The sequence below is a fragment of the Gordonia sp. GONU genome, from assembly GCF_024733855.1.
Taxonomy (GTDB): Bacteria; Actinomycetota; Actinomycetes; order Mycobacteriales; family Mycobacteriaceae; genus Gordonia; species Gordonia amicalis.
This window is the reverse complement of record NZ_JANRHB010000009.1, coordinates 49521-67848: the sequence shown is the minus strand read 5'-3', so window position 1 is coordinate 67848 and position 18328 is coordinate 49521. Positions and strand designations below refer to the sequence as shown.

Here is an 18328-nt window from a genome sequence, read left to right as displayed (position 1 = left end):
GATTCGCATTGGCGGAGATGGCAGATACACCCGAACGATTCACCGTGCACGAATCGGGCGCCTGGTTTCACGGCACCAAGGCCGACCTGAAGGTCGGGGACCACCTGGTGCCAGGTCACCGGTCGAATTACCGACCTGAACACACAGCGAACTACGTCTACATGACGAAAGTGCTCGACGGAGCGGTGCTCGCCGCCGAGATGGCGCAGGGGGACGGTCCGTGCCGGGTCTACGTCGTCGAGCCCGAAGGCCCGGTGGAAGATGACCCGAACGTCACCGACAAGAAGTTCCCGGGCAACCCGACGCACTCGTTTCGCAGCGACCGGCCCGTCCGGGTCGTCGGGGAGATGACCGACTGGACACCCCATTCACCCGACTTCCTGCAACGATTTCGCGAGGGGCTGGAGGTGCTGCGCCGGGAAGGTCGTGACGTTGTCTACGACTAGTCCCGGCGGATCAGACGCCGGCGTCCTGCGGGTCCGGGTCGGTGCGACGGTCGGTGTCGGAGAACACGTCCTGTCCGGGCTCGCTGTCGAGGACCTCTCGCCGGAACACCAGCAGGAAACCGAAATAGAGCCCACCGACGAGGATCAGCCCGCCGACGATGATCATGGGGACGGTCGCGTCGATGGGGGAGAGCAGGATGACGACGGCGCAGACCGACCACACCAGCGCGGCGACGGCCACCGGCAACTCGAACCGGCCGAGGTCGAAGGCGCCGCGCTTACGGTCCAGGCGTTTCCGGACGGCCAGATACAGAATGACGACGAGTCCGTAGGTGATCGCGGGGAAAAGAGTGCCCGCGGTGATGAGTTCGATCAGCGCGTCGCCCGGCAGCACGATCATCACGAGGATCCCGATCACCAGCGGGAGCACGGTGGCCGCGATCGGGGTCTGGGATCGCTTGTTGACCCGCCGCATGAGCTGATGCGCCGGGAACCGCCCGTCGCGCGCCATCGCGAACACCATGCGCGCGCATGACGTCATCGACACCAGTCCGCCGCCGAAGAAGGCGATCGCGATCACCACCAACAGGATTCGCTCCATCGGTGCCCCGAACTGGTCTCGCATGATGGTCGCCACCGGCGACTCCGAGGCGGTCACCTTGTCGATGTCGTCGATCGCCACTGTCAGCCCGCTGAGGAACAGCATCCCCAGGATGCTGGCCGCTGCGACCGAACCGACGATGGCCCGGGGCACGGTCCGGTGCGGATCCTTGGCCTCCTCGGCCATGTTGGCTGCCGAGTCGAAACCCACCAGAGTTGCCAGTCCGACGATCATCACCGCCATCAAGCCGCCGCCGAAGGCGAAGTAATCAGCTGAATCCGATGCGACGCCGCGCGATCCGAGATTGCCGGCCGAACCGTCCCCGGTCACCGCGACCGCCACCAACAGGGCGATCACGAGCACCACCACGATCGTGACCTCGACGCCAACTGCCAGCGAGTTGATCAGCCCTACGAGTCGAGTCGATGCGATCGCCAGCGCCGCCTGAACCAGCAGGATCACGACGGTGAGGACGCGGGCGGTGTGCTCGTCGGGAGAGATGTTGAACAGCGGCATCAGGCACTGGCTGGCCATCGCGAAGTCGATCGCCATCAGCCCGACGATGAGGTAACAGAAGGTCAGCCAACCGAAGATCCAACCCACGCGCGGGTTGGCGAGTCGGGACGCCCACTGGTACGACGATCCGCTGAGCGGGATGCGGGCGGCGAACTGGGCGATCACCAATGCCACCAGCATCTGTCCCGCCAGCGCGATCAGCCAGGTCCAGATGCCCACTGGGCCCGCATTGTTCAGCAACATGCCGTAGGTGCCGAAGATGCCGACCGCGACCGAGATGAACGCGAAGGACACGGCGAACACTTGGAATGAGCCGAGGGTCCGTTTCAGCTCCGGCGTGTAGCCGAACTCGACGGACACCTCGTTCGTATCGTCCTGGGATGTCTGGTCGCTCATCTGGCCTCCGCCGCTCAGGTCGGAACCAAAGCTAGACGGCGTTCTTCAGAATCGACGCAAAACGCCGAAACGTCCCCCGACTGACCTACGCGTCCACAGGACGCTGTGAGGCACAGGAAGTCCGCTGGGGTCAGCGGGTACGGCCTTGGCGCAGTGCTTCGGTGACGGAACGGAACATGGTGGACTTGATCGCACCGAGGGTGCTCGAGTCCTTGCCGACGAGCGGCTTGAGTCGATCGAGCGCGCCGGAGACGATGTCGTTCTGATCGGCGACGGCGTCGACGAGACCGGCTGCGACAGCTTCCGGTCCGGCATACCGGTGTCCGGTGGTCATGGCGGTGAGCGCGGTCTGTGGCGTCACCTTGGCCTGGATGAGGGCGGCCATGCCCGCCGTGAACGGAATGTTGATGTCGATCTCGGGGAAGCAGTAGTAGCCGCGGTCCTCGCGCATCAGCCGATAGTCGTGAGCGAGTGCGAACATCGCCCCTGCGCCGAATGCGTGACCGTTCACACCGGCGACCGTCGGCAGCGGGAAGGTCAGGATCCGGACGAAGAGTTCTTGCACCTGTTCGACATACGCGTCGGCCTTGTCGCCGTTGGCGAGAAGCCACTCGAGATCGAGTCCGTTGGAATAGAACTTGCCCGAGCCGACGGTGACCAGGCCGCGGGCTACGGACTCGGCTCTGTCGAGGTGTTCGTCGATGGACTCGAGAACCGCAGGGGAGAAGCGGTTCTCGTCGTCACCGAGAGTGAGCACGGCGATGTCGTCATGAAAGTCGAGGGTTGCATCCATCGGAGGTTTTCCTATCTGTCGAGAGACGTTGAGGCAGTTGACGATGAGTCGGATCCGGGAGGATCGAGTGCCAGCACGGCACGGACGGCGGTTGCGAGGCGCTTGCGCACGGCCGCATCCGCCGTGCGTCGGCCGCGAAGAAAAAGCGCGGTCGGGAGTTCGACGACGCAATCCCTGATGATCTCCACCGTCTGGCGGTCGGTGCGTCCCCAAACCGCTTGCGACAGCTTCAGGAACAGGTCGACGAGGTCCTGGTCGAGGTTGCGGAGTTCATCGGCCAGGTCGTCGGGTAGTTCACCCGACCCGAGGAGTTCGTGGCGGTTCACCGTGAGCAGGAACCGCCCGGACGTCGGGTGGTCGAGCGCGAAGCGGGCCGGCGCGTCAGCCGCCGCGACCACGGCTTCCACCGCGGTGGTATGACCCTCGCCGCCGGCCAGGATGGCATCCACCGCAGCGCCTTGCGTACCCAGGAAGCGCCGCGCAGCGCGAAGCCACACCCGCCCGACGAGCCCCGCGCGGGACCCGAACGCGTGATAGATCGCGCCGTTGGAGACCGACGTCAGATCTGAGAGGGCCCGCACCGTCACTGCTGCAGCGCCGGATTCGACCGCCAGCGTCTCGGCAGCATCGAGCAACTGCTCGAGATCGTGCGTTCTGGGGCGGGGCATGACACGACAGTAACAGAGCACCTGCTCTGTTACTGTCGTGTCCTCTCGCAACGGAACAGGTTCGGGACGGGTATTGTGAGCTGATCTAACGACATGCCCGGTGTGTCCGTATGATCACGCGCATGCCTGGTCTCTCCTCTTCCCTTCAGTGCACCTCCCGTGTCAGCCGATCAGCCGCCGGTCGCACCCGGTCTCGGCTCGCGTCGCTGGGCCTGGCGATCCTGGCGACTGCGATGTCCCTCGTCGTTCTGGCGCCGAACGCGCAGGCCGATCGGGTGATCAACGGAATCCTGGTCGGAGGGAAGATCGAAGAGGCCTACGCACAGAGTGGCGGGTTCTGGAAGTGGGGTGTACCGACCGGGCCCGAACGTGCTTCTGCCAAGCGCGGCCGCTACCAGACGTTCGCTCGCGACGCGTCGTTCTATTGGCATCCTGCGGTCGACGGCGGCACGGCACACCAGGTCGGCGGCGCCATCCGGACCCGCTGGCAGAAGGTCGGAGCCGAGCGCGGTGCGCTCGGATTCCCGGTCACCAACGAGTACAAGTCGGGAAGCGGGCGGAGCAACGACTTCCAGGGCGGTGTCGTGACGTGGTCCAAGGCCGGCGGCGCCCAGATCGTGTGGGGTGGAATCCTGCAGAAGTGGCGTGCACACGGCGGCGCAAAGGGCTACTACGGCGTCCCCCTCGGCGGCGAATATCGCAGCGGTGGTCGTTTCGCCCAGGACTTCCTGAACGGCACCATCTTCTGGCCCTGATCCGCCGGTAGGCTGGTCGCTCATGATCCGTATATGGTCCTCGGTCGTCGCGACCATCGCTGCTTTGGTGGTGGCGGGTTGCTCGACGACGGACGGTGAAGGCGGCGTCGCGGCGACTGTCACCGAGACGGTGACGTCAACGCCTCCGATGGAGACGAGTCCGGCGAACTCCGAGACCACCACTGAGGGTGGGGATGCCGGTCCGAAGAGCGCGCCCGCGAGTGAGGGCGCCCGACTCACCGTCACCGATATCCGTATCGGGACGCACGACGGATTCGATCGAGTCGTCTACGAGCTCGGCGGTACGGGTCTGCCTGGCTGGCGGGTGTCCTACGTCGACGAGGCTGTCCAGGACGGCAGTGGATTCCCGGTCGACGTCGCGGGCAACGCGATCCTGGAAGTTCGGATCACGGGGTCGGCGTACCCGTTCGACAGCGGCGTCGAACCCTATGACGGTCCTGATCCGGTTCGCGCGCAACCCGGCGGCTCGGTGGTGGAGGTTCGGAGCGCGCTCGTATTCGAAGGTGTCACACAGTCTTTCGTCGGCATATCCGAACCCGGGAGGCCGTTCAGCGTCGACGTGCTGACCAATCCGACGCGACTGGTCATCGACGTACAACGCTGATCGTGCCGCTGGTGGTGTCGGCAGACCCGGCGCCGGGAGCGGAGCGAGTACGACGAATTACGCGGGATGAACCCGATACGGTGTACGAAATAGGGTGTCGGAAGGATCGATCATGCCCACGTCACGGCGAACCCCCGCGCCCCGCTGGCTCAAGCCGATGAACAAAGTGTTCCTGTTCCTGCAGCGCTTCGGTGCGATGAAGGAGTTGCCGGTCCTGATCGTGGCCGGCCGAAAGAGTCGAAAGACGCGGCGCACTCCGCTGACCGTGATCACTCTGGATGGAGAGCGTTACCTCCTCGAGGGATTTCCCGGCGCCGACTGGGCGCGCAACGTCCGCGCAGCCGATGGGCTCGCGCAGTTGTCGATTCGCGGAGACGTGACCGACGTCCGACTTACCGAGCTGTCCGCGGACCAGGCGGTTCCGGTGCTACGTGCCTGGCCCGAGCTTGCGGGCAGCGACGGCCCGAAAATGATGAAGGACGCGGGTGTGGTCACCGATGTCACCCCGGACGCCTTCGCTGCTGTCGCCGGACGATGTGGAGTGTTCCGGATCGATCCTCGGTGACTCATTCCCGACGGCTCCGACCGCGGCGATGTTTACCCGCCGAGCCGGATGGTTATGTAACCCTCGCGCTTCACGTGTCGGAAGAACGAAAGGTATGAGACATGGCCGGACTCATCGTGGGACTGTTCGCCCCCATTGGCCTGACCGTGTTCACCCTCGGCATGGACGTCGTCCAACGCCGGATGGAAACGCCTGGTCGCGGGAAAAGCCGCGCACTCCGAGTGATCCGAGGTGCGGTCGTCCCGGCGGCCTCCCTTACAGATGCGGCCCCGCGGGCCACGAAGCTCGGCTGACTCGCCCGCGGCAGCGGGAGCACGAGATGCCGTTCGACGCGCGTGTGGGCGTCGTCAGTGCGCGTATTCGCGGGAATCGGTTGTGTACGCCGGGATTCCGTAATCGTCGAGGCGTCGTTTCACCAAGGCGGTGATGTACTGATCGGCGACATCTTGTAGCACGGGCACCTTGCCCGCGATGCGGACGGCCGCGAACCGACCGGTCAGCAAGGGCGCTGTGACGGCGGCGCGGACAAAGTCGTTGACCGAGAGGTCGACGCCCATGTCGGCTGCCTTCTTCAGATTGCCCTCGCAGAAGGCGGCCGCGAATGCCAGCTTGCTGTAACTCTTTTCGACGGCATCGGCGGCGCGGTCGAAGGTGCTCCCGGACGGGCGCAGATAGGCGTTCATCGTGGACGTGACGAGCTTGCGGCATTCGTCGTCGTAGCCGTGTCGCAGCGTCGCGGCCCGCGCATTGAACAGATCGACGATCTCCCGCGGAGATCCGGGCAGCAGTTCTTCGGGAAGTCCGAGCAGGAAGCCGCGGTAGCGGTGGAACTCGACCATCGCACGCTCGTCGTAGGGCAGTTCGCGGTTGGCCCGCACTGCCTTGTCCGCCTTCTGGTATGGACCGATCATTCCAGCCGGGAACTGATCGATCTGCGGGACCGGCAACCCGTAGATCCTGGTGTCCCAGGTCCGCTTCTTGCTGTTGTGGCCGCGGCCGGTTCGTTGCAGGGCGTTGAACCGGACCATCGAATGCATGAGTCGCACCATGACGGTGGCTTCGAAGCCCGCGCTGAAGCGTTCGAGACCACCGGGTAGTGCCGTCACCGCAAAGTAGGCCGTGGTCTCGTTGACACGATGTGCGGCACGTGTGCCCGACAGTGCTCCGGTGATCGTCATCGGCAGTGCCGCATAGCTGTTGGTGAACGTCGCGAGGAACGCGCCCCGAGTCATGAAGGGGGAGACGAGCGCGGCATACAGGCGCGAGTACGTGGCGCCGTCCTCGACGAGATCGAAGTTGATCCAGTCGGGTTTCTCCTGCATCACCGCGATGAGCTCGGCGATCTCGGGTGGAGCCTCGGGGACGTTCTCCGCGCCCTCGCGGCACACGCGGCGAACCAGGCTCACCAGCTCGGCGACCGGATACCGCGTGGCCAGTGCTGCCACTCGGTCCGCGGGGACGTCGGCCAGGAATGTCGAGGTGTGCACCAATTCCATGAGGCGCGGATCGTTCAGGTACCTGGAGCGATCGCCCAACCGAGTCGGCAGGGCTGACTTCACACCCGGATCGGTGGTGAAACGCTCCGGGGTGATGGCGAAATCGAAATCGCCGTACAGCTCGGGTAACTCATCGGCCTGCCGGGCGACGCGCTCCGCCAGTTCCGGGTAGTGATGCGCCATTCCGACCTCTCAGACACTGCCGACGATGTAGCTGCCAGTCATTGGATCAGGTGGAGCGTCGCCATATGGGCGGATCGGGACAATTCGGAGAATGTGTCTCACGGACAGGCGAATGTCCCGCGGCGGGTCGTCTACCTACGATGGGGAAATGCCGCGAAGTGGGCGATCAGCGCAGACGAGCTGGAGCCAGCCGTTCTTCACCATCGGTCACTCCACTAGGACCCTTGCCGAGTTCATCGATCTGCTCGCCGCGAGCAGCATTCAGGTGGTTGCCGACGTCCGGAGGCTCCCCGGCTCGACTCGATACCCGCAATTCGACCAGGACGCGCTCACGGTGAGCCTGGACGAGTCGGGGATCGGGTATTGGCACGCTGAAGGACTCACCGGGCGGCGTCCGGTGAGTCACGATGTGCCGGCCGATGTCAACGGGTGGTGGGAGAACCGCAGCTTCCACAACTACGCCGACCATGCATTGTCCGACGAGTTCGCAGATGCACTCACCGGACTGCGCGGGAGGGGGCAGGACTCGCGCGTCGCTCTGATGTGCTCGGAGGCGGTGTGGTGGCGGTGTCACCGGCGGATCATCGCCGACCATCTGCTCGCCCGGGGCGAGGACGTATGGCACATTCTCGGCGCCGGCCATGTCGATGCTGCGCATCTGAGTGCCGGCGCGGTCGTCGGACCGCAGGACCAGGTCACCTATCCCGCCGCGACCTGACTCGGAACTGTCGGTCGTGGACAGTGCGTCAGATCAGCCCGGCCGGTTGCACTCCGCCCGGTTTGCTGACCCCTCGTAATCTAGCTACTTTAGATTTATGACTTCAGCGTCGCCCGGGTCGGGACTGTCGGACTCTCACGCTTCAGGCGAGATGACCAGGCTATATGCCGAGGACCTGTCAGTGGGGGAGGTCTTCGAGTTGGGTACGACGAGCGTGACCGAAGTGGAGATCGTCGACTTCGCGAGCCAGTACGATCCGCTGCCGATTCATGTCAGCCGGGAAGCGGCGGCGAACGGACCGTTCGGCGGCATCATCGGAAGCGCGGCGCATTCTCTGGCGCTCTACTCCGGTCTGGCCTCGCGCATGTTCGTTCCTCGGCTGGCCCTGGTGGCCGGCAAGGGCATCGAACGCATGCGTCTGCCCAATCCGCTTCGCCCGGACGTCATTCACACCGCCAGCATCACGATCCTCGGAGTTTCTCCGCGTTTCCGCGGTGACGCACCGACCACAGACCGCGCAGATCTGCGCTGTGCTGGACAACTCGTCGACGCCGATGGCCGGGTCGTGCTGACGATGGAGCCCCTACAGGTCATCCGGTATCGGACGGTTCAGCACCGCTGACGGCGGACGCGTGGCGAGTGACAACTCCGGTGCGACCTGACCATGAGCGTATGTCGTGGCGGTCTCGAGAGCTCGCTGTGCGCTGACGACGCCGGGTTTGACGTGCCGTGCGGTCGCGCGTGAACTGGCGCTGGCGTACCGAAATCAGTTGGCGCTGTTGATAGAGGTTCCGTACAGAACGCTCCAGATGATGTCGGCGAGCGCGGCGCACACCGCGTCGCGTTGTTCGGGTTCGGCGGGTTCCACCAGTTGTGAGATGCCGCGCTCGGCCATCCAGGTGAGCCAAGCGGCGTGGTTGACCGGATCGATCTCGGGGCGAATGGTGCCGTCGGCCTGGCCGGCGCGGATGTAGTCGATGGCGTCTTGGTATGCGCCCGACCATCCGGTCTTGAACTGCTCTCGGGCGCGGGGGTTCACGGCGCCCGCTTCGTACAGTGCGTCGATCAACGACACGTGCGGCGTCCAGACGTCGACGGTGCGTCGTACTTGCTCGTCGAACTCGGCTCGCGACGCAGTCGGGCCGAGCTTGTAGAGGCCGGCCGCCGAGTCGATGATCTCCTGCATGGCGGGCTTGGTGATGGCGATCAGCAGCTCGTCCTTCACCCGAAAGTTGTAGTAGAAGGTCGATCTCGGGACGTCGGCGCGCTCGATGATCTCGTCGACCGTGAGGTCCGCCCAACGCCGGCCCTCGCGCAGCAGAGATTCGACCGGCTCCAAGAGTCGTAGGACGAGTGCCTCTTTGCGCTCTGTCCGGCGTTGCTCCTGTCGTTCGGCGCGTGAAGTCATGGTGCGCTGACTATACCTTGACGTGTTTTTGGAAGTTGGATAGCGTGTCCAACCACGCCGATCAGATAGTCCGACCAACTAGCGTTGCGGGCGAGGCTCGGCGACAACGGGGCACCCGCTTCCCGTTCTTCTGGGCGTGCGTCGAGTGATCGTCGGCGTCGTCCATTTGCCGTTGAACACATGCGACAGAAGGACAGTCATCATGGACGCCGAGACACAGCGCAGCATTCCGCTCGAAGAAGTCGACTTCAATGATCTGAGATTCTTCGAAAACGGCCCGCCGCACGAGATCTTCGCTCGAATGCGCGCCGAGGCGCCGGTCCTGTGGAACAAGCCGACCGATGACAATGACGGGTTCTGGTCCCTGTCGCGCTACGCCGACGACGTCGCCGTCATCAATGACTGGGAGACCTTCTCGTCGGCGCGGCGAGGTATCTTCCTGCGCGAAGAAGGAATCCTGCCAAAGGAATACACCAGCAACGTCTTCAGCATGATGGACCCGCCGGACCACGGGAAACAGCGTGCCATTCTGGCGAAAGTGTTCACGCCCAAGGCCGTGATGGCGCGTGAACCTCATATTCGTGCAGTGTTCAACACCGCGGTCGACGAGATCATCGATCAGGGAAGCTGCGACCTCGTAGACGACATCGGCGTGAAGTTCCCACTGGCCGTCATCTCCGACATGCTCGGAGTTCCCGAATCGGACCAGCACCTGCTGTTCAAATGGACCAACACGATGGCCGACACCCACGGTACGCCCGAAGAGGGCATGGCCATGATGGCGGAATTGGCTGGCTACTTGGTGGGTCTCGTTGCCGAGAAGCGAGCGAACCCCACCGACGACCTCTTGTCGCGTTTGCTCGAAGCCGATGTCGACGGTCGCAAGCTCGACGACATGGAGGTGATCCTCCACTTCGCGCAACTCATGGCCGGCGGGAACGAAACCTCACGCAACGCCTTCTCGGGCGGGTTGCTCGCTCTGCTCGAGAACCCTGATCAATTGCAGGCGTTGAGGAATGACCCGGGACTCATCAACGGTGCAGTCGAGGAGATCCTCCGGTGGCACACGCCCATCATGCACAACGCTCGCACAGCCACGCGGGACGTCGAGATCGCCGGAACCAAGATCTCCGAGGGGGAGCGGGTCGTGATGTGGCGGTCGTCATCCAACCGCGACGCATCTGTGTTCGACGAACCTGATCGCTTCCGGATCGATCGGCGCGACAACAAGCACTTCACCTTCGGTGGTGGCCCGCACTTCTGCCTGGGCAACCAGCTTGCGCGCCTGGAGCTACGAGTCTGCATCCTGGAACTCCTTGCGCGGATGCCCGACCTGGAGCTCGCGGGTGCGCCCGAGCGCATGCCGAACAACTCTTTTCACTGGATGAAGAGCGTGCCGGTCTCCTTCACGCCTACATCACTTCCTTGATTCCCCGTCGCATGAGCCAGACGTTGGCCGGCCACGCGGTGATGAAGCCGAGGACCATGCCGATCTGCATCATCAGCCAATAGGCCGCCTCGTCGGGATGGAGATGGGGGGCGGTGAACAGCACGGTGCTGACCAGGATCATCCATGCGAACAGGCCGATCTCGAAGGCCGTCAAGGACAGGAAGTCGGCCTTTGCTGCGGCCGTAAGGCCATCGCGGACACCAAGTTTGCGCATGGGCGCGATCGCAAAGTACTGAAAGAGTATGCCGAGCAGCAGGGCGAGTGCGTAGTCGCCGATGAGCTCGGGGACCAAAGCGCTACCCGCGACCTGCAATCCCAGAGCGAACACGATGAAGGCGGCGATGATGTCGCCGAGGGTGCAACCGGCGCCGCAGTGGCTCACACCAACCGCGGTAGACGCCCACTTCGGCTTCTCGGGAGGCTCCGAGAGTTGGCGGCGGCGTTGCCACTTCGCGGTCATGGGCCTCCCATACCTGGCATATGCCCACACCGCGACCGGGCCGGCGTACAAGGCTGTCACCGGCCACACGGCCTCCATGATCCACATCGGTTGCCGATGGCCGGCGACAAACGTGTCGACGAGGATCCCCGCTGCGCACAACGCTGCGATCGACAGGGAGATCCAGGCGACAATCGTCAACCAGTCAGGGGCCATGTGCTCCTCCTACGTTCTTGAGTCCCAACGGGCCGCGACCTCGTGTCCTGTGTCCGCGAAGGCGCGAGGGGCGCTGGCCAGGTGCGAGTCCAGGGAGCATTCGGTCATCACCGCGTGTGCCAAACGCCTGGGACGCATTGCCGCGCTGCCAGTGCTGGGCTACATCGAACTCTTCGCAGACGGGCCGTCCGGGACCGAATGCGGCCCGGATCCGTTAGACCTAGGCACATGCCGGGGTCACCTCGTGTTGTTGATGTAGTGCCACAGATACCCAGAACCCGCAGAGGGCAAACGATCACGCTTGTGTGAAGCGAAAGGCCGCGAGCGAATACTGCTATCGGCCAAGGTCGGAGGTGGGTTGATTCATGCTGCAATATGCGGTACTTGCTGGTCACTCTGTATGGTCGGTCGCTGCATATTGCAGTTGCGGCGCCTCATGAAGCGTTGAGAGTCTTGTCACGTGGAAGCTGTTGCATCGAAGGAGAAGAACCAGCCGGCGCCGCCGCATGTGGTTTTCGATGACCTCGTCAGCCCGAACCGGCAGCCGTCACGACCCTGGCTCCACCTGCTCGACGACGAGATGGCGCCTATCATCCTCGAGTCCGATCGACCCACGCGTGTGGTCTGGTCATCGTTGTGGACCAAGCGACCGGACGCTCAGGTCATCTTCGACCTGAGCGGCGGGCGCAGCGGTACAAACCTGCGGTGGACGCTGCTCACCGAGCAGCCCTCACCGGATGATCGCCAGCTGCGTCATCTGTGCCAACGTATCGGCAACCTGATCAACGCCAACCTGCGATACACCTACGGTCAGTAGCCCTGGCCGCCGACTGGGAGCACCCGGGCCGCCGTTCTCAGCTTCGGCGCGCCGGTCTGGGCGGTGGCGTATGTGCCGGTATTGGCCATCGCGTTGCCGCGCATCGAACGGATCGCGTCGCGTCTGGACTAGGGGACCGACGGTGGTGTCAGGCTCGCGCGCGCTGGGCCTGATATTCGACCATTTCTTGGGAGAGGAGTTGGCGTATTCGTGGATTGTGACTGCAGGCGACCGCGAGGAGTGTCAGCAGTATCCAGCTGCTCAGTGCGCTGGCGACGACCACGACGAAGGCTGCGGTGTCACCGCCGGTGATGTGGTCGCCGGCGCTGTGGCGGGCCCAGAGCCGCCAGTAGATCATGAGGTTGACCGTGAGTCCGACCCCGTAGGACAGTGCGAAGGACAGCAGATACGGGACCCAGGTGCCGTCTCGCAGGCGAGCCGAGAAGGGTTCTTGGCGTAGGGGGAAGATCACCGAGAGTACGTTGCCCACTCCCAACCAGATGAAGATCATCGTGACGAACTGGTCGACCATGGCGATCGGATCGGTCCCAGCGGTGAGGGCAAGCACAGCGATCACCGGCGTGCCGGCTGCCATCACCAGGACCGCCATCGCAAGATTCTTGACGATCAGCAATTGCCATAGGCGTTGACCACCTGCCAGCCGGCGGCGTACTCGGCCGGCTTCGAAGCACAGAGCGTTTGTGCACACCACGCTTCCGACGATCACCGAGAACACATAAAGGGTCAGTGATGCGGCGTCGTCGTACCGTCTCCATCCCAGGGTGTGGTAGCTCACCACCAGCGCGGCGCTCAGAGCCAGGGTGATGGCAATACGCAGCAGTATCGAGCGCGGTTGCCCGCCGAGTATGTGACGTACTTCGGCAATGACATTGCGGCCCAGCCCCGCGAGGGACTCGGTGAACCTGAGTGCGGCGATCCGGCTCATGGCTGGTCGGTCGGTCGTGTGGGTCGGGATCCCGGCGGCGCGCGCCGCGGCAAGAGTCGCCTCGACGACAGCAATGTTGGCCAGAGACGCTGCGATCACGGCGTCGGCGGTCGCTTGATGTGGTGTCGGTGCAGTGCCGGAGGTGACCGCGACTGCGAGCACAGCGTCCTCGGCGCGCTGGGTCCACAGTGGTGAGGCTCCTTCTGCGGCAATGTCTTTGGTCGAGCCATCGGCGAAGTGGGCGATCTCGAGTGCAGCGTCAGCTGTCAAATCGGCCAGCGCCCCGGTGTCGCCCCACTGAGCTTGGGTGGCGGCAGTATTCAGGCGATGCAGAGTTGCGGCAGCCTTGCGCAGTTCATCAAGAGCTGGCGCGGCGGTGGACCACGTGCCCTGCGGGGTGGTTGAGTCGTTCTCTACGCGCCGATCTGCCGCAGCGCCTGGTGTATTGCTCACGCGCAGAGTATGCCAGTCACAGGCAAACCCACTACGGGCGGAAACTGCAGCGGCACAGGGACCGCCGCCGTGGATATCGACTGGACAAGATCCACCTCGGCGACGTGCACAGCCGGCCGAGAATCATGGAGGAGCGAGCGGTTGGTAGAGGTCGGAGGACTGGGATAAATGATGCGCAGATGAGGTTCGCAGTATTCGGCTGCTGAAGATGCGTGTTCTCGGGTTCCGAGTTCTCGTGCGGCCATCACGCCCTTGCTCGCTGAGGACCTGTGGTGCAGCTAATACGGCTGCGGGGTCGCACGTGGGGTTCGGGCAATTCTCCGGTGCCGCTATCCTCGTCGAAGGTGACCTCATGCCCGACGGCGTCGTCCGTCGGTGCCCCTAGTGCATGAGGACTGCACATGAGTCTCGATCTCGAGGATCGCATCCTCGACCATCTGCTATATGGCGCCATATCGGTGTCCCAGGTTGACAACATGCGCCGGACCGCCCCATTCGCAAGGGACGTTTTCGACCGTTTCATCTTCTGCGCGACCCAGTACTCGATCTACGAAGGCACTTGGGACACGTTCGCAGGTGGGGGAATTCGCTACCTCGCCGCACTGCAGAACGAGCCCCGTGACCTCGATCCTCAGCGCGTTCCACCTGGCGTCGCGGCGACGGCTTCGTTCACCCCGTGATCGGTGGCTGGTTATGGAGCGACATCCTTGCCGCTGAGCATCCTGCTCCCGCTGCCGGCCGAGAGGTGACAGTTCTGCCCACGATCGCCGACGCCGTTGAGACCTGGCGGAACTCGCCGAGTGACCGGCCCCGGTGCGAACGGATCATCCTGGACCGCGCCCGCGAGCTGGGCTGGCGTAATCCGTTGCGCTGATCGCCATCCCGTGGTCTGTGGGGTCTGGCTCATTGGGTGGGCGGTGGTACCGCCTCTTCGATTCCTTTGGCGGCGCGATCTTTCTGGGGAGTGGACGTGCGCGTGTGGCCCTTCGAAGTAGAGGCGAACCCGCGTAGAGCGCTGCTTTCTTCCGTTGTCCAGCAGGATGCTGGCGGCCACATCGTCTAGGTCCCCGATCTCGGACCTGCGTATGAGCCGCTGTGCGCGGTGTGAGCGGTTAGTCGTAGAACGGCTGGTGAGCGTACCGGTCGGCAGGTACGACGTCGATGTCTTCTCGGATTGTGAGCGCGCGGATGGTGGCTGTGTCGGCGCCGATCCCGGCCCAATGAGGATCGGTGTCGCTGGCCAGGCACCAGGCGTGGTCGGCGGCCCATACGAAGGCTGGCGGGTTTCGGAGGAGCTCAGGTGTTTCGGGTGTCCAGGGCTCTTCCCACTTCCCAATTTCGGATAGTGCACCGGTGTACAGGTGGTAGTCGCGGTTGGGGATATGCATCCGGGGTCCTCCCGGCAGGGGAGACACGGCCCCTGAATAGCCGGCCCAGATCGCGAAGTAGCAGTCGTGAGAGCTGCGCGTCGACGCAGCCAGGGCCCGGCACGTTCTAGCGACGATGGTGTGCTCGTAGCCCGCGTACGCGGGCCGTGAGAAGTCCTCGCTTGGAGAACACGACTGGCTGATCCAGCGAATCGGCAGCGCGAACCGCGGCATTACGGCGAGGCGGCCTGCGCCCCAAGACACTCAACGGCTTGTATTCGCAAGTAGGGTGGCCGTTCGGGCGGTGGGTGTGACCCCCGATTGTCGGATGACAGCGCAAGTGAGAGCGGTGACAACTACTCGGGAGGTTGATCTGCGACTATCCGCACGCGGGAGATCCGATCGGTGCCAGCGAGTGCGCGACTTCCAAGCCGATCTGTCCTGCGACAGGTGGATGGTCAGTCGGAGGCGCGCTACTCGCCTCCCGATCAGTCGGGCGGGAACCAACGCCGCAGGTCTTGTCGGCGCTCAAATCTATGCTGAATACCGAGCCCTGGAGCGTCGGCTTCGGGCCCGGTGAAACGAAAGTGAGTGCCGAATGCAAGCTGAGGTCACTGGAGTAGGTTTCCGCGAGGATCAGCTGAACGCGATCGAAGCGGGGCTCACTGCAATGTCAGAGCCGGACGCCCGGGTCGCGATCGTCGATGACTTCGTAGACACCGTTCAGCGACTCACCCGGAACCCCGCCTATTCAGCCGGCAGGGGAGCGGGAATCGTCGCTGCAAAGACGATCCACCACACACCTACCGGCGGCGACGTCATCGTCTTCAACGCACCCGAACTGCGCAACCGTGACAACCTCCTGCTGGAAAGGCTCGCCGCGCATGAGGCCGGCCACGTCAAGCTCGGCAAACGCGGCGAGGGAGTGACAGGCCGCCGGCACCTCGTTGACTCCGAGTGGCGTTGGCTGCTGATGTGCCTCGGCGCCCTGGCCATTGATGAACTTCGGATCGAGCGTGGGCTCGCTGACCTCGGGTATCCGGTCGCAGTGACCGGCGGCGTTGATTACATTGACGACGCAATGTTCTGGCTGAACTGCGAACTCATGAATGCCTTGGTCGACCCGGCTAGCTCAGACGTGGAGAAGTTTCACGATGCCGTCATGTCAACGCAAGATTGGCTGACCAAGCACCTTGCATACGTCGCCGCATACAACTCTAGTCCGACGCCCGATTTATCAGCTCTGTCAAGCCATTCGAGACAGAACTGGGATGACTACATCGCGGCACATTGGGGCAAACGTGTCGCCTTCTACGAGAGCATCCCGGACGTCCGTACGTCACTCGACGCCTCAGAACTAGACTCAATCCTGCTGAATGCTATCGATATTGAAGCGGATCTGCTCAGCTCACTGGGATTCCGGCTCTCTGACGGCGGCTACGGCCATAGATTCGCCTTCCGCCGAATAGCCAGCGATGCTCAATGTGATCGCCGGTTGCAGCGCGCGCGAGAAGAGATCGCGTTGCGAGACAGCGCCTAGATGTGCAGTGGTCAAACGCACATGGGAGCGATGACGACTGCTCCGGAGGTTGATCTGCGACTATCCGCACGTGCGAGATCCGATCGGTGCCAGACTCCCGAACCGATCTGCACGGCGACTGTGCCTAGATGACAGTCGATTTGGGAGTACCCGGTAGATTTGTGCAGGTCACGACGGGTCAAGTCCCATGTCCGTGTCACCGTGTCTCAACTAGGGTGTCAAAATCCCAAGCACCTTGTCATCCGACACCGATACGGGGGGTGTCGAGTTCGCGGATGATGCAACTCGCCACAGACGAAATGTCATAATTACTATTATTGGTTGCACGCCAACGACTTTCGTTGGATCTAGCTCGCGGCGGCTCGGATCATCTCAACGGCGTCGACCATGCCGTATCGCCGCTCCAGTACTTCGAGTACATGCTCGAGGGTTTCAGGAGGATTGGTGCGTCGACCAATCATCGTCCGCAGCGCACGGACCGCAGCGTCGGGCGAGACCGCTACCGTGTCAGCAACAAACACAGGTGGTTTGATCACCTGAATCTGAGCGGGCACTTTCCCCTGGGGGAGGTCTGAGATGTTGTTGGGCACAATTGCCTCTGCACCACCGATGACAGCTGCTGCCACGAGGTGCTCATCGTCTGGATCCGGGAGGCTAAATGAACCGTCGAGCACCTCCCAGCCAACTGGCATGTCCCCCGTGAACCGGTCCGGGCGGTTTTAGAGTCCTGATTGCCCTGATGAGGGCGGAGAAGGGACGATAGGGATCATGGCAGGACGTAAGCGCCACTCGGCCGAGGACATCGTGCGCAAACTGCGCAGAGCCGACGAGCTGGCCGCCGAAGGCAAGACCGGCGAGGAGATCGCCGCCGACCTCGAGGTATCGGCAGCCACCCTGTACAACTGGCGCCGCCAGTACGGCGGTATGGACGCCGACGCGGCCAAAGAACTCAGGGAACTGCGCGAGCAGAACAGCCGGCTCAAGCGGTTACTCGCCGACGCAGAGTTGGAGAAAGACGCGCTGCGGGAAATTGCGAAGGGAAAATTCTGAGCCCGACCGCCAAGCGGGCCGCGATCGACATGCTCAAGGATGCGATGAGCATGTCAGAACGTATGGCGTGCAGGGTAGTTGGGCTCTCTCGATCTGCCTATCGGCGCCTGCCGTTGGCGCAGACTCCGGCCGACCCCGACGCCGGGCTGCGTGAGCAGTTGCGTACCTACGCTCGCCAGAACCCCCGTCACGGGTTCCGGCGGGCGTGGGCGCACCTGCGGTTCGGCGACGGCATCGAGGTGAACAAGAAGAAGGTGCATCGGCTGTGGAAGGAGGAAGGCCTACAGGTGCGCCGGGCGCCGCGCCGGAAACGGGCTGGCCAATCGTCGGTGCCGGTCGTGGTCGCGGATGCGCCGAATGTGGTGTGGGCATTGGACTTTCAGTTCGATTCCACCGTGGATGGCAAGAAGATCAAGATCGCGTCGATGGTCGACGAGCACACCCGGATGTCGCTGCTGAACATCGTGGACCGCTCCATCCCCGCGCAGCGACTGATCGAGGAGCTGGAGAAGACGTTCGCGATCTGGGGTGGCCCGCCGATGGTGTTGCGCATGGACAACGGCCCCGAGTTCATCTCAGAGGCCCTGCGAGACTTCTGCGCAGGGTCGGTAGGGATTTCCTACATTCCGCCCGGCACGCCCTGGAACAACGGGTTCATCGAGTCGTTCAACAACCGACTCCGTGATGAATGTTTGAACCGCAACTGCTGGCCCACCCTGCTCGAGGCTCGCGTGGTCATCACCGACTTCAAGGATGACCACAACCACCGACACCGTCATTCGGCGCTGGGCTACAAGACCCCTGCCGAGTACGCTGCCGGATGCACCCACCGGCATCACCCCGTGGACTGCAAGATCGACTGACAGACTGCAAGTAGGAA

Annotated in this window: 21 protein-coding genes and 1 pseudogene; 13 read left to right on the top strand and 9 right to left on the bottom strand. The window is 63.6% G+C overall.

Annotated elements, in window-relative coordinates:
• The first annotated feature begins 17 nt into the window (after window positions 1-17).
• Window positions 18-446 (top strand): NAD(+)--rifampin ADP-ribosyltransferase, encoded by a 429-nt coding sequence (gene arr / locus NWF34_RS11155; protein WP_243828816.1) that lies wholly within the window; start codon window positions 18-20, stop codon window positions 444-446.
• A 10-nt stretch (window positions 447-456) separates the two neighbouring features.
• Here the strand turns inward: arr and NWF34_RS11150 are convergent, their stop codons facing one another.
• The 3 genes from NWF34_RS11150 to NWF34_RS11140 form a co-directional block, all read right to left on the bottom strand.
• Window positions 457-1959, bottom strand: coding sequence for an APC family permease (locus NWF34_RS11150; protein ID WP_258325064.1), 1503 nt, complete (start codon window positions 1957-1959; stop codon window positions 457-459).
• A gap of 130 nt (window positions 1960-2089) precedes the next feature.
• A complete protein-coding gene (locus NWF34_RS11145) occupies window positions 2090-2752 on the bottom strand; it encodes an enoyl-CoA hydratase/isomerase family protein (RefSeq protein WP_258325063.1) in 663 nt (220 codons plus the stop codon).
• Window positions 2753-2763: 11 nt separating this feature from the next.
• The gene (locus NWF34_RS11140; RefSeq protein ID WP_258325130.1) at window positions 2764-3420 is read right to left on the bottom strand and encodes a helix-turn-helix domain-containing protein; all 657 of its coding nucleotides are present in this window, start codon (window positions 3418-3420) and stop codon (window positions 2764-2766) included.
• 122 nt (window positions 3421-3542) lie between these two features.
• Here NWF34_RS11140 and NWF34_RS11135 point away from each other — a divergent pair, with 122 nt between their 5' ends.
• The 4 genes from NWF34_RS11135 (at window position 3543) to NWF34_RS11120 (ending at window position 5658) form a co-directional block, all read left to right on the top strand.
• Window positions 3543-4175, top strand: a complete 633-nt coding sequence (locus NWF34_RS11135; RefSeq protein WP_258325062.1) for an LGFP repeat-containing protein — start codon at window positions 3543-3545, stop codon at window positions 4173-4175.
• Between the two features lie 22 nt (window positions 4176-4197).
• Complete coding sequence (locus NWF34_RS11130; protein WP_258325061.1) at window positions 4198-4800, top strand: hypothetical protein; 603 nt, start codon at window positions 4198-4200, stop codon at window positions 4798-4800.
• A gap of 112 nt (window positions 4801-4912) precedes the next feature.
• On the top strand, window positions 4913-5365 hold the full coding sequence (locus NWF34_RS11125; RefSeq protein ID WP_258325060.1) for a nitroreductase/quinone reductase family protein: 453 nt from the start codon (window positions 4913-4915) through the stop codon (window positions 5363-5365).
• 101 nt (window positions 5366-5466) lie between these two features.
• Window positions 5467-5658 (top strand): hypothetical protein, encoded by a 192-nt coding sequence (locus NWF34_RS11120; protein WP_182155385.1) that lies wholly within the window; start codon window positions 5467-5469, stop codon window positions 5656-5658.
• 54 nt (window positions 5659-5712) lie between these two features.
• On the opposite strand, the gene NWF34_RS11115 is transcribed toward NWF34_RS11120, so the two are convergent.
• Window positions 5713-7044, bottom strand: a complete 1332-nt coding sequence (locus NWF34_RS11115; RefSeq protein ID WP_258325059.1) for an oxygenase MpaB family protein — start codon at window positions 7042-7044, stop codon at window positions 5713-5715.
• Between the two features lie 148 nt (window positions 7045-7192).
• Here NWF34_RS11115 and NWF34_RS11110 point away from each other — a divergent pair, with 148 nt between their 5' ends.
• Together NWF34_RS11110 and NWF34_RS11105 are read left to right on the top strand one after the other, a co-directional pair.
• Window positions 7193-7762, top strand: coding sequence for a DUF488 family protein (locus NWF34_RS11110; protein ID WP_258325058.1), 570 nt, complete (start codon window positions 7193-7195; stop codon window positions 7760-7762).
• 151 nt (window positions 7763-7913) lie between these two features.
• Window positions 7914-8384: a MaoC/PaaZ C-terminal domain-containing protein gene (locus tag NWF34_RS11105; protein WP_258325057.1), complete on the top strand. Its 471-nt coding sequence runs from the start codon at window positions 7914-7916 to the stop codon at window positions 8382-8384.
• A 144-nt stretch (window positions 8385-8528) separates the two neighbouring features.
• On the opposite strand, the gene NWF34_RS11100 is transcribed toward NWF34_RS11105, so the two are convergent.
• On the bottom strand, window positions 8529-9170 hold the full coding sequence (locus NWF34_RS11100) for a TetR/AcrR family transcriptional regulator (RefSeq protein ID WP_258325056.1): 642 nt from the start codon (window positions 9168-9170) through the stop codon (window positions 8529-8531).
• 202 nt (window positions 9171-9372) lie between these two features.
• On the opposite strand from NWF34_RS11100, the gene NWF34_RS11095 reads away from it, so the two are divergent.
• Window positions 9373-10599 carry a cytochrome P450 gene (locus NWF34_RS11095; protein WP_258325055.1) on the top strand — a complete coding sequence of 409 codons (1227 nt, stop codon included), beginning with the start codon at window positions 9373-9375 and terminating at the stop codon, window positions 10597-10599.
• Here NWF34_RS11095 and NWF34_RS11090 read toward each other — a convergent pair.
• Window positions 10583-11275, bottom strand: coding sequence for a DUF4396 domain-containing protein (locus NWF34_RS11090; protein ID WP_258325054.1), 693 nt, complete (start codon window positions 11273-11275; stop codon window positions 10583-10585). The genes NWF34_RS11095 and NWF34_RS11090 overlap by 17 nt on opposite strands.
• A gap of 508 nt (window positions 11276-11783) precedes the next feature.
• Here NWF34_RS11090 and NWF34_RS11085 point away from each other — a divergent pair.
• Window positions 11784-12092 carry a hypothetical protein gene (locus NWF34_RS11085; RefSeq protein WP_258325129.1) on the top strand — a complete coding sequence of 103 codons (309 nt, stop codon included), beginning with the start codon at window positions 11784-11786 and terminating at the stop codon, window positions 12090-12092.
• Between the two features lie 33 nt (window positions 12093-12125).
• Window positions 12126-12224 (top strand): annotated as a pseudogene (locus tag NWF34_RS11080) (SRPBCC family protein); the annotation flags it as partial.
• A gap of 16 nt (window positions 12225-12240) precedes the next feature.
• Here the strand turns inward: NWF34_RS11080 and NWF34_RS11075 are convergent.
• The gene (locus NWF34_RS11075; protein WP_258325053.1) at window positions 12241-13491 is read right to left on the bottom strand and encodes an ABC transporter permease; all 1251 of its coding nucleotides are present in this window, start codon (window positions 13489-13491) and stop codon (window positions 12241-12243) included.
• A 401-nt stretch (window positions 13492-13892) separates the two neighbouring features.
• Here NWF34_RS11075 and NWF34_RS11070 point away from each other — a divergent pair, with 401 nt between their 5' ends.
• Entirely contained in the window at window positions 13893-14171 is a 279-nt protein-coding gene (locus tag NWF34_RS11070) for a hypothetical protein (RefSeq protein WP_258325052.1), read from the top strand.
• Between the two features lie 432 nt (window positions 14172-14603).
• Here NWF34_RS11070 and NWF34_RS11065 read toward each other — a convergent pair whose 3' ends face one another.
• Window positions 14604-14879, bottom strand: a complete 276-nt coding sequence (locus NWF34_RS11065; RefSeq protein WP_258325051.1) for a hypothetical protein — start codon at window positions 14877-14879, stop codon at window positions 14604-14606.
• Window positions 14880-15456: 577 nt separating this feature from the next.
• On the opposite strand from NWF34_RS11065, the gene NWF34_RS11060 reads away from it, so the two are divergent.
• On the top strand, window positions 15457-16398 hold the full coding sequence (locus NWF34_RS11060; RefSeq protein WP_258325050.1) for a hypothetical protein: 942 nt from the start codon (window positions 15457-15459) through the stop codon (window positions 16396-16398).
• Between the two features lie 347 nt (window positions 16399-16745).
• Here NWF34_RS11060 and NWF34_RS11055 read toward each other — a convergent pair whose 3' ends face one another.
• Window positions 16746-17024, bottom strand: coding sequence for a hypothetical protein (locus NWF34_RS11055; protein WP_258325049.1), 279 nt, complete (start codon window positions 17022-17024; stop codon window positions 16746-16748).
• Between the two features lie 142 nt (window positions 17025-17166).
• On the opposite strand from NWF34_RS11055, the gene NWF34_RS11050 reads away from it, so the two are divergent.
• Window positions 17167-18311, top strand: a protein-coding gene (locus tag NWF34_RS11050; RefSeq protein ID WP_375295646.1) for an IS3 family transposase whose coding sequence is annotated in 2 segments (ribosomal slippage) — window positions 17167-17431 and window positions 17431-18311 — 1146 coding nt in all. Because the reading frame shifts where the segments join, the coding sequence is not laid out codon by codon here.
• Window positions 18312-18328 lie beyond the last annotated feature (17 nt).

What these genes read in the sequence shown, in the direction of transcription:
- arr (WP_243828816.1), top strand. Translation starts at nt 18, where the DNA reads ATGGCAGATACACCCGAACGATTCACCGTGCACGAATCGGGCGCCTGG.
- NWF34_RS11150 (WP_258325064.1), bottom strand. Translation starts at nt 1,959, where the DNA reads ATGAGCGACCAGACATCCCAGGACGATACGAACGAGGTGTCCGTCGAG.
- NWF34_RS11145 (WP_258325063.1), bottom strand. Translation starts at nt 2,752, where the DNA reads ATGGATGCAACCCTCGACTTTCATGACGACATCGCCGTGCTCACTCTC.
- NWF34_RS11140 (WP_258325130.1), bottom strand. Translation starts at nt 3,420, where the DNA reads ATGCCCCGCCCCAGAACGCACGATCTCGAGCAGTTGCTCGATGCTGCC.
- NWF34_RS11135 (WP_258325062.1), top strand. Translation starts at nt 3,543, where the DNA reads ATGCCTGGTCTCTCCTCTTCCCTTCAGTGCACCTCCCGTGTCAGCCGA.
- NWF34_RS11130 (WP_258325061.1), top strand. Translation starts at nt 4,198, where the DNA reads ATGATCCGTATATGGTCCTCGGTCGTCGCGACCATCGCTGCTTTGGTG.
- NWF34_RS11125 (WP_258325060.1), top strand. Translation starts at nt 4,913, where the DNA reads ATGCCCACGTCACGGCGAACCCCCGCGCCCCGCTGGCTCAAGCCGATG.
- NWF34_RS11120 (WP_182155385.1), top strand. Translation starts at nt 5,467, where the DNA reads ATGGCCGGACTCATCGTGGGACTGTTCGCCCCCATTGGCCTGACCGTG.
- NWF34_RS11115 (WP_258325059.1), bottom strand. Translation starts at nt 7,044, where the DNA reads ATGGCGCATCACTACCCGGAACTGGCGGAGCGCGTCGCCCGGCAGGCC.
- NWF34_RS11110 (WP_258325058.1), top strand. Translation starts at nt 7,193, where the DNA reads ATGCCGCGAAGTGGGCGATCAGCGCAGACGAGCTGGAGCCAGCCGTTC.
- NWF34_RS11105 (WP_258325057.1), top strand. Translation starts at nt 7,914, where the DNA reads ATGACCAGGCTATATGCCGAGGACCTGTCAGTGGGGGAGGTCTTCGAG.
- NWF34_RS11100 (WP_258325056.1), bottom strand. Translation starts at nt 9,170, where the DNA reads ATGACTTCACGCGCCGAACGACAGGAGCAACGCCGGACAGAGCGCAAA.
- NWF34_RS11095 (WP_258325055.1), top strand. Translation starts at nt 9,373, where the DNA reads ATGGACGCCGAGACACAGCGCAGCATTCCGCTCGAAGAAGTCGACTTC.
- NWF34_RS11090 (WP_258325054.1), bottom strand. Translation starts at nt 11,275, where the DNA reads ATGGCCCCTGACTGGTTGACGATTGTCGCCTGGATCTCCCTGTCGATC.
- NWF34_RS11070 (WP_258325052.1), top strand. Translation starts at nt 13,893, where the DNA reads ATGAGTCTCGATCTCGAGGATCGCATCCTCGACCATCTGCTATATGGC.
- NWF34_RS11065 (WP_258325051.1), bottom strand. Translation starts at nt 14,879, where the DNA reads ATGCATATCCCCAACCGCGACTACCACCTGTACACCGGTGCACTATCC.
- NWF34_RS11060 (WP_258325050.1), top strand. Translation starts at nt 15,457, where the DNA reads ATGCAAGCTGAGGTCACTGGAGTAGGTTTCCGCGAGGATCAGCTGAAC.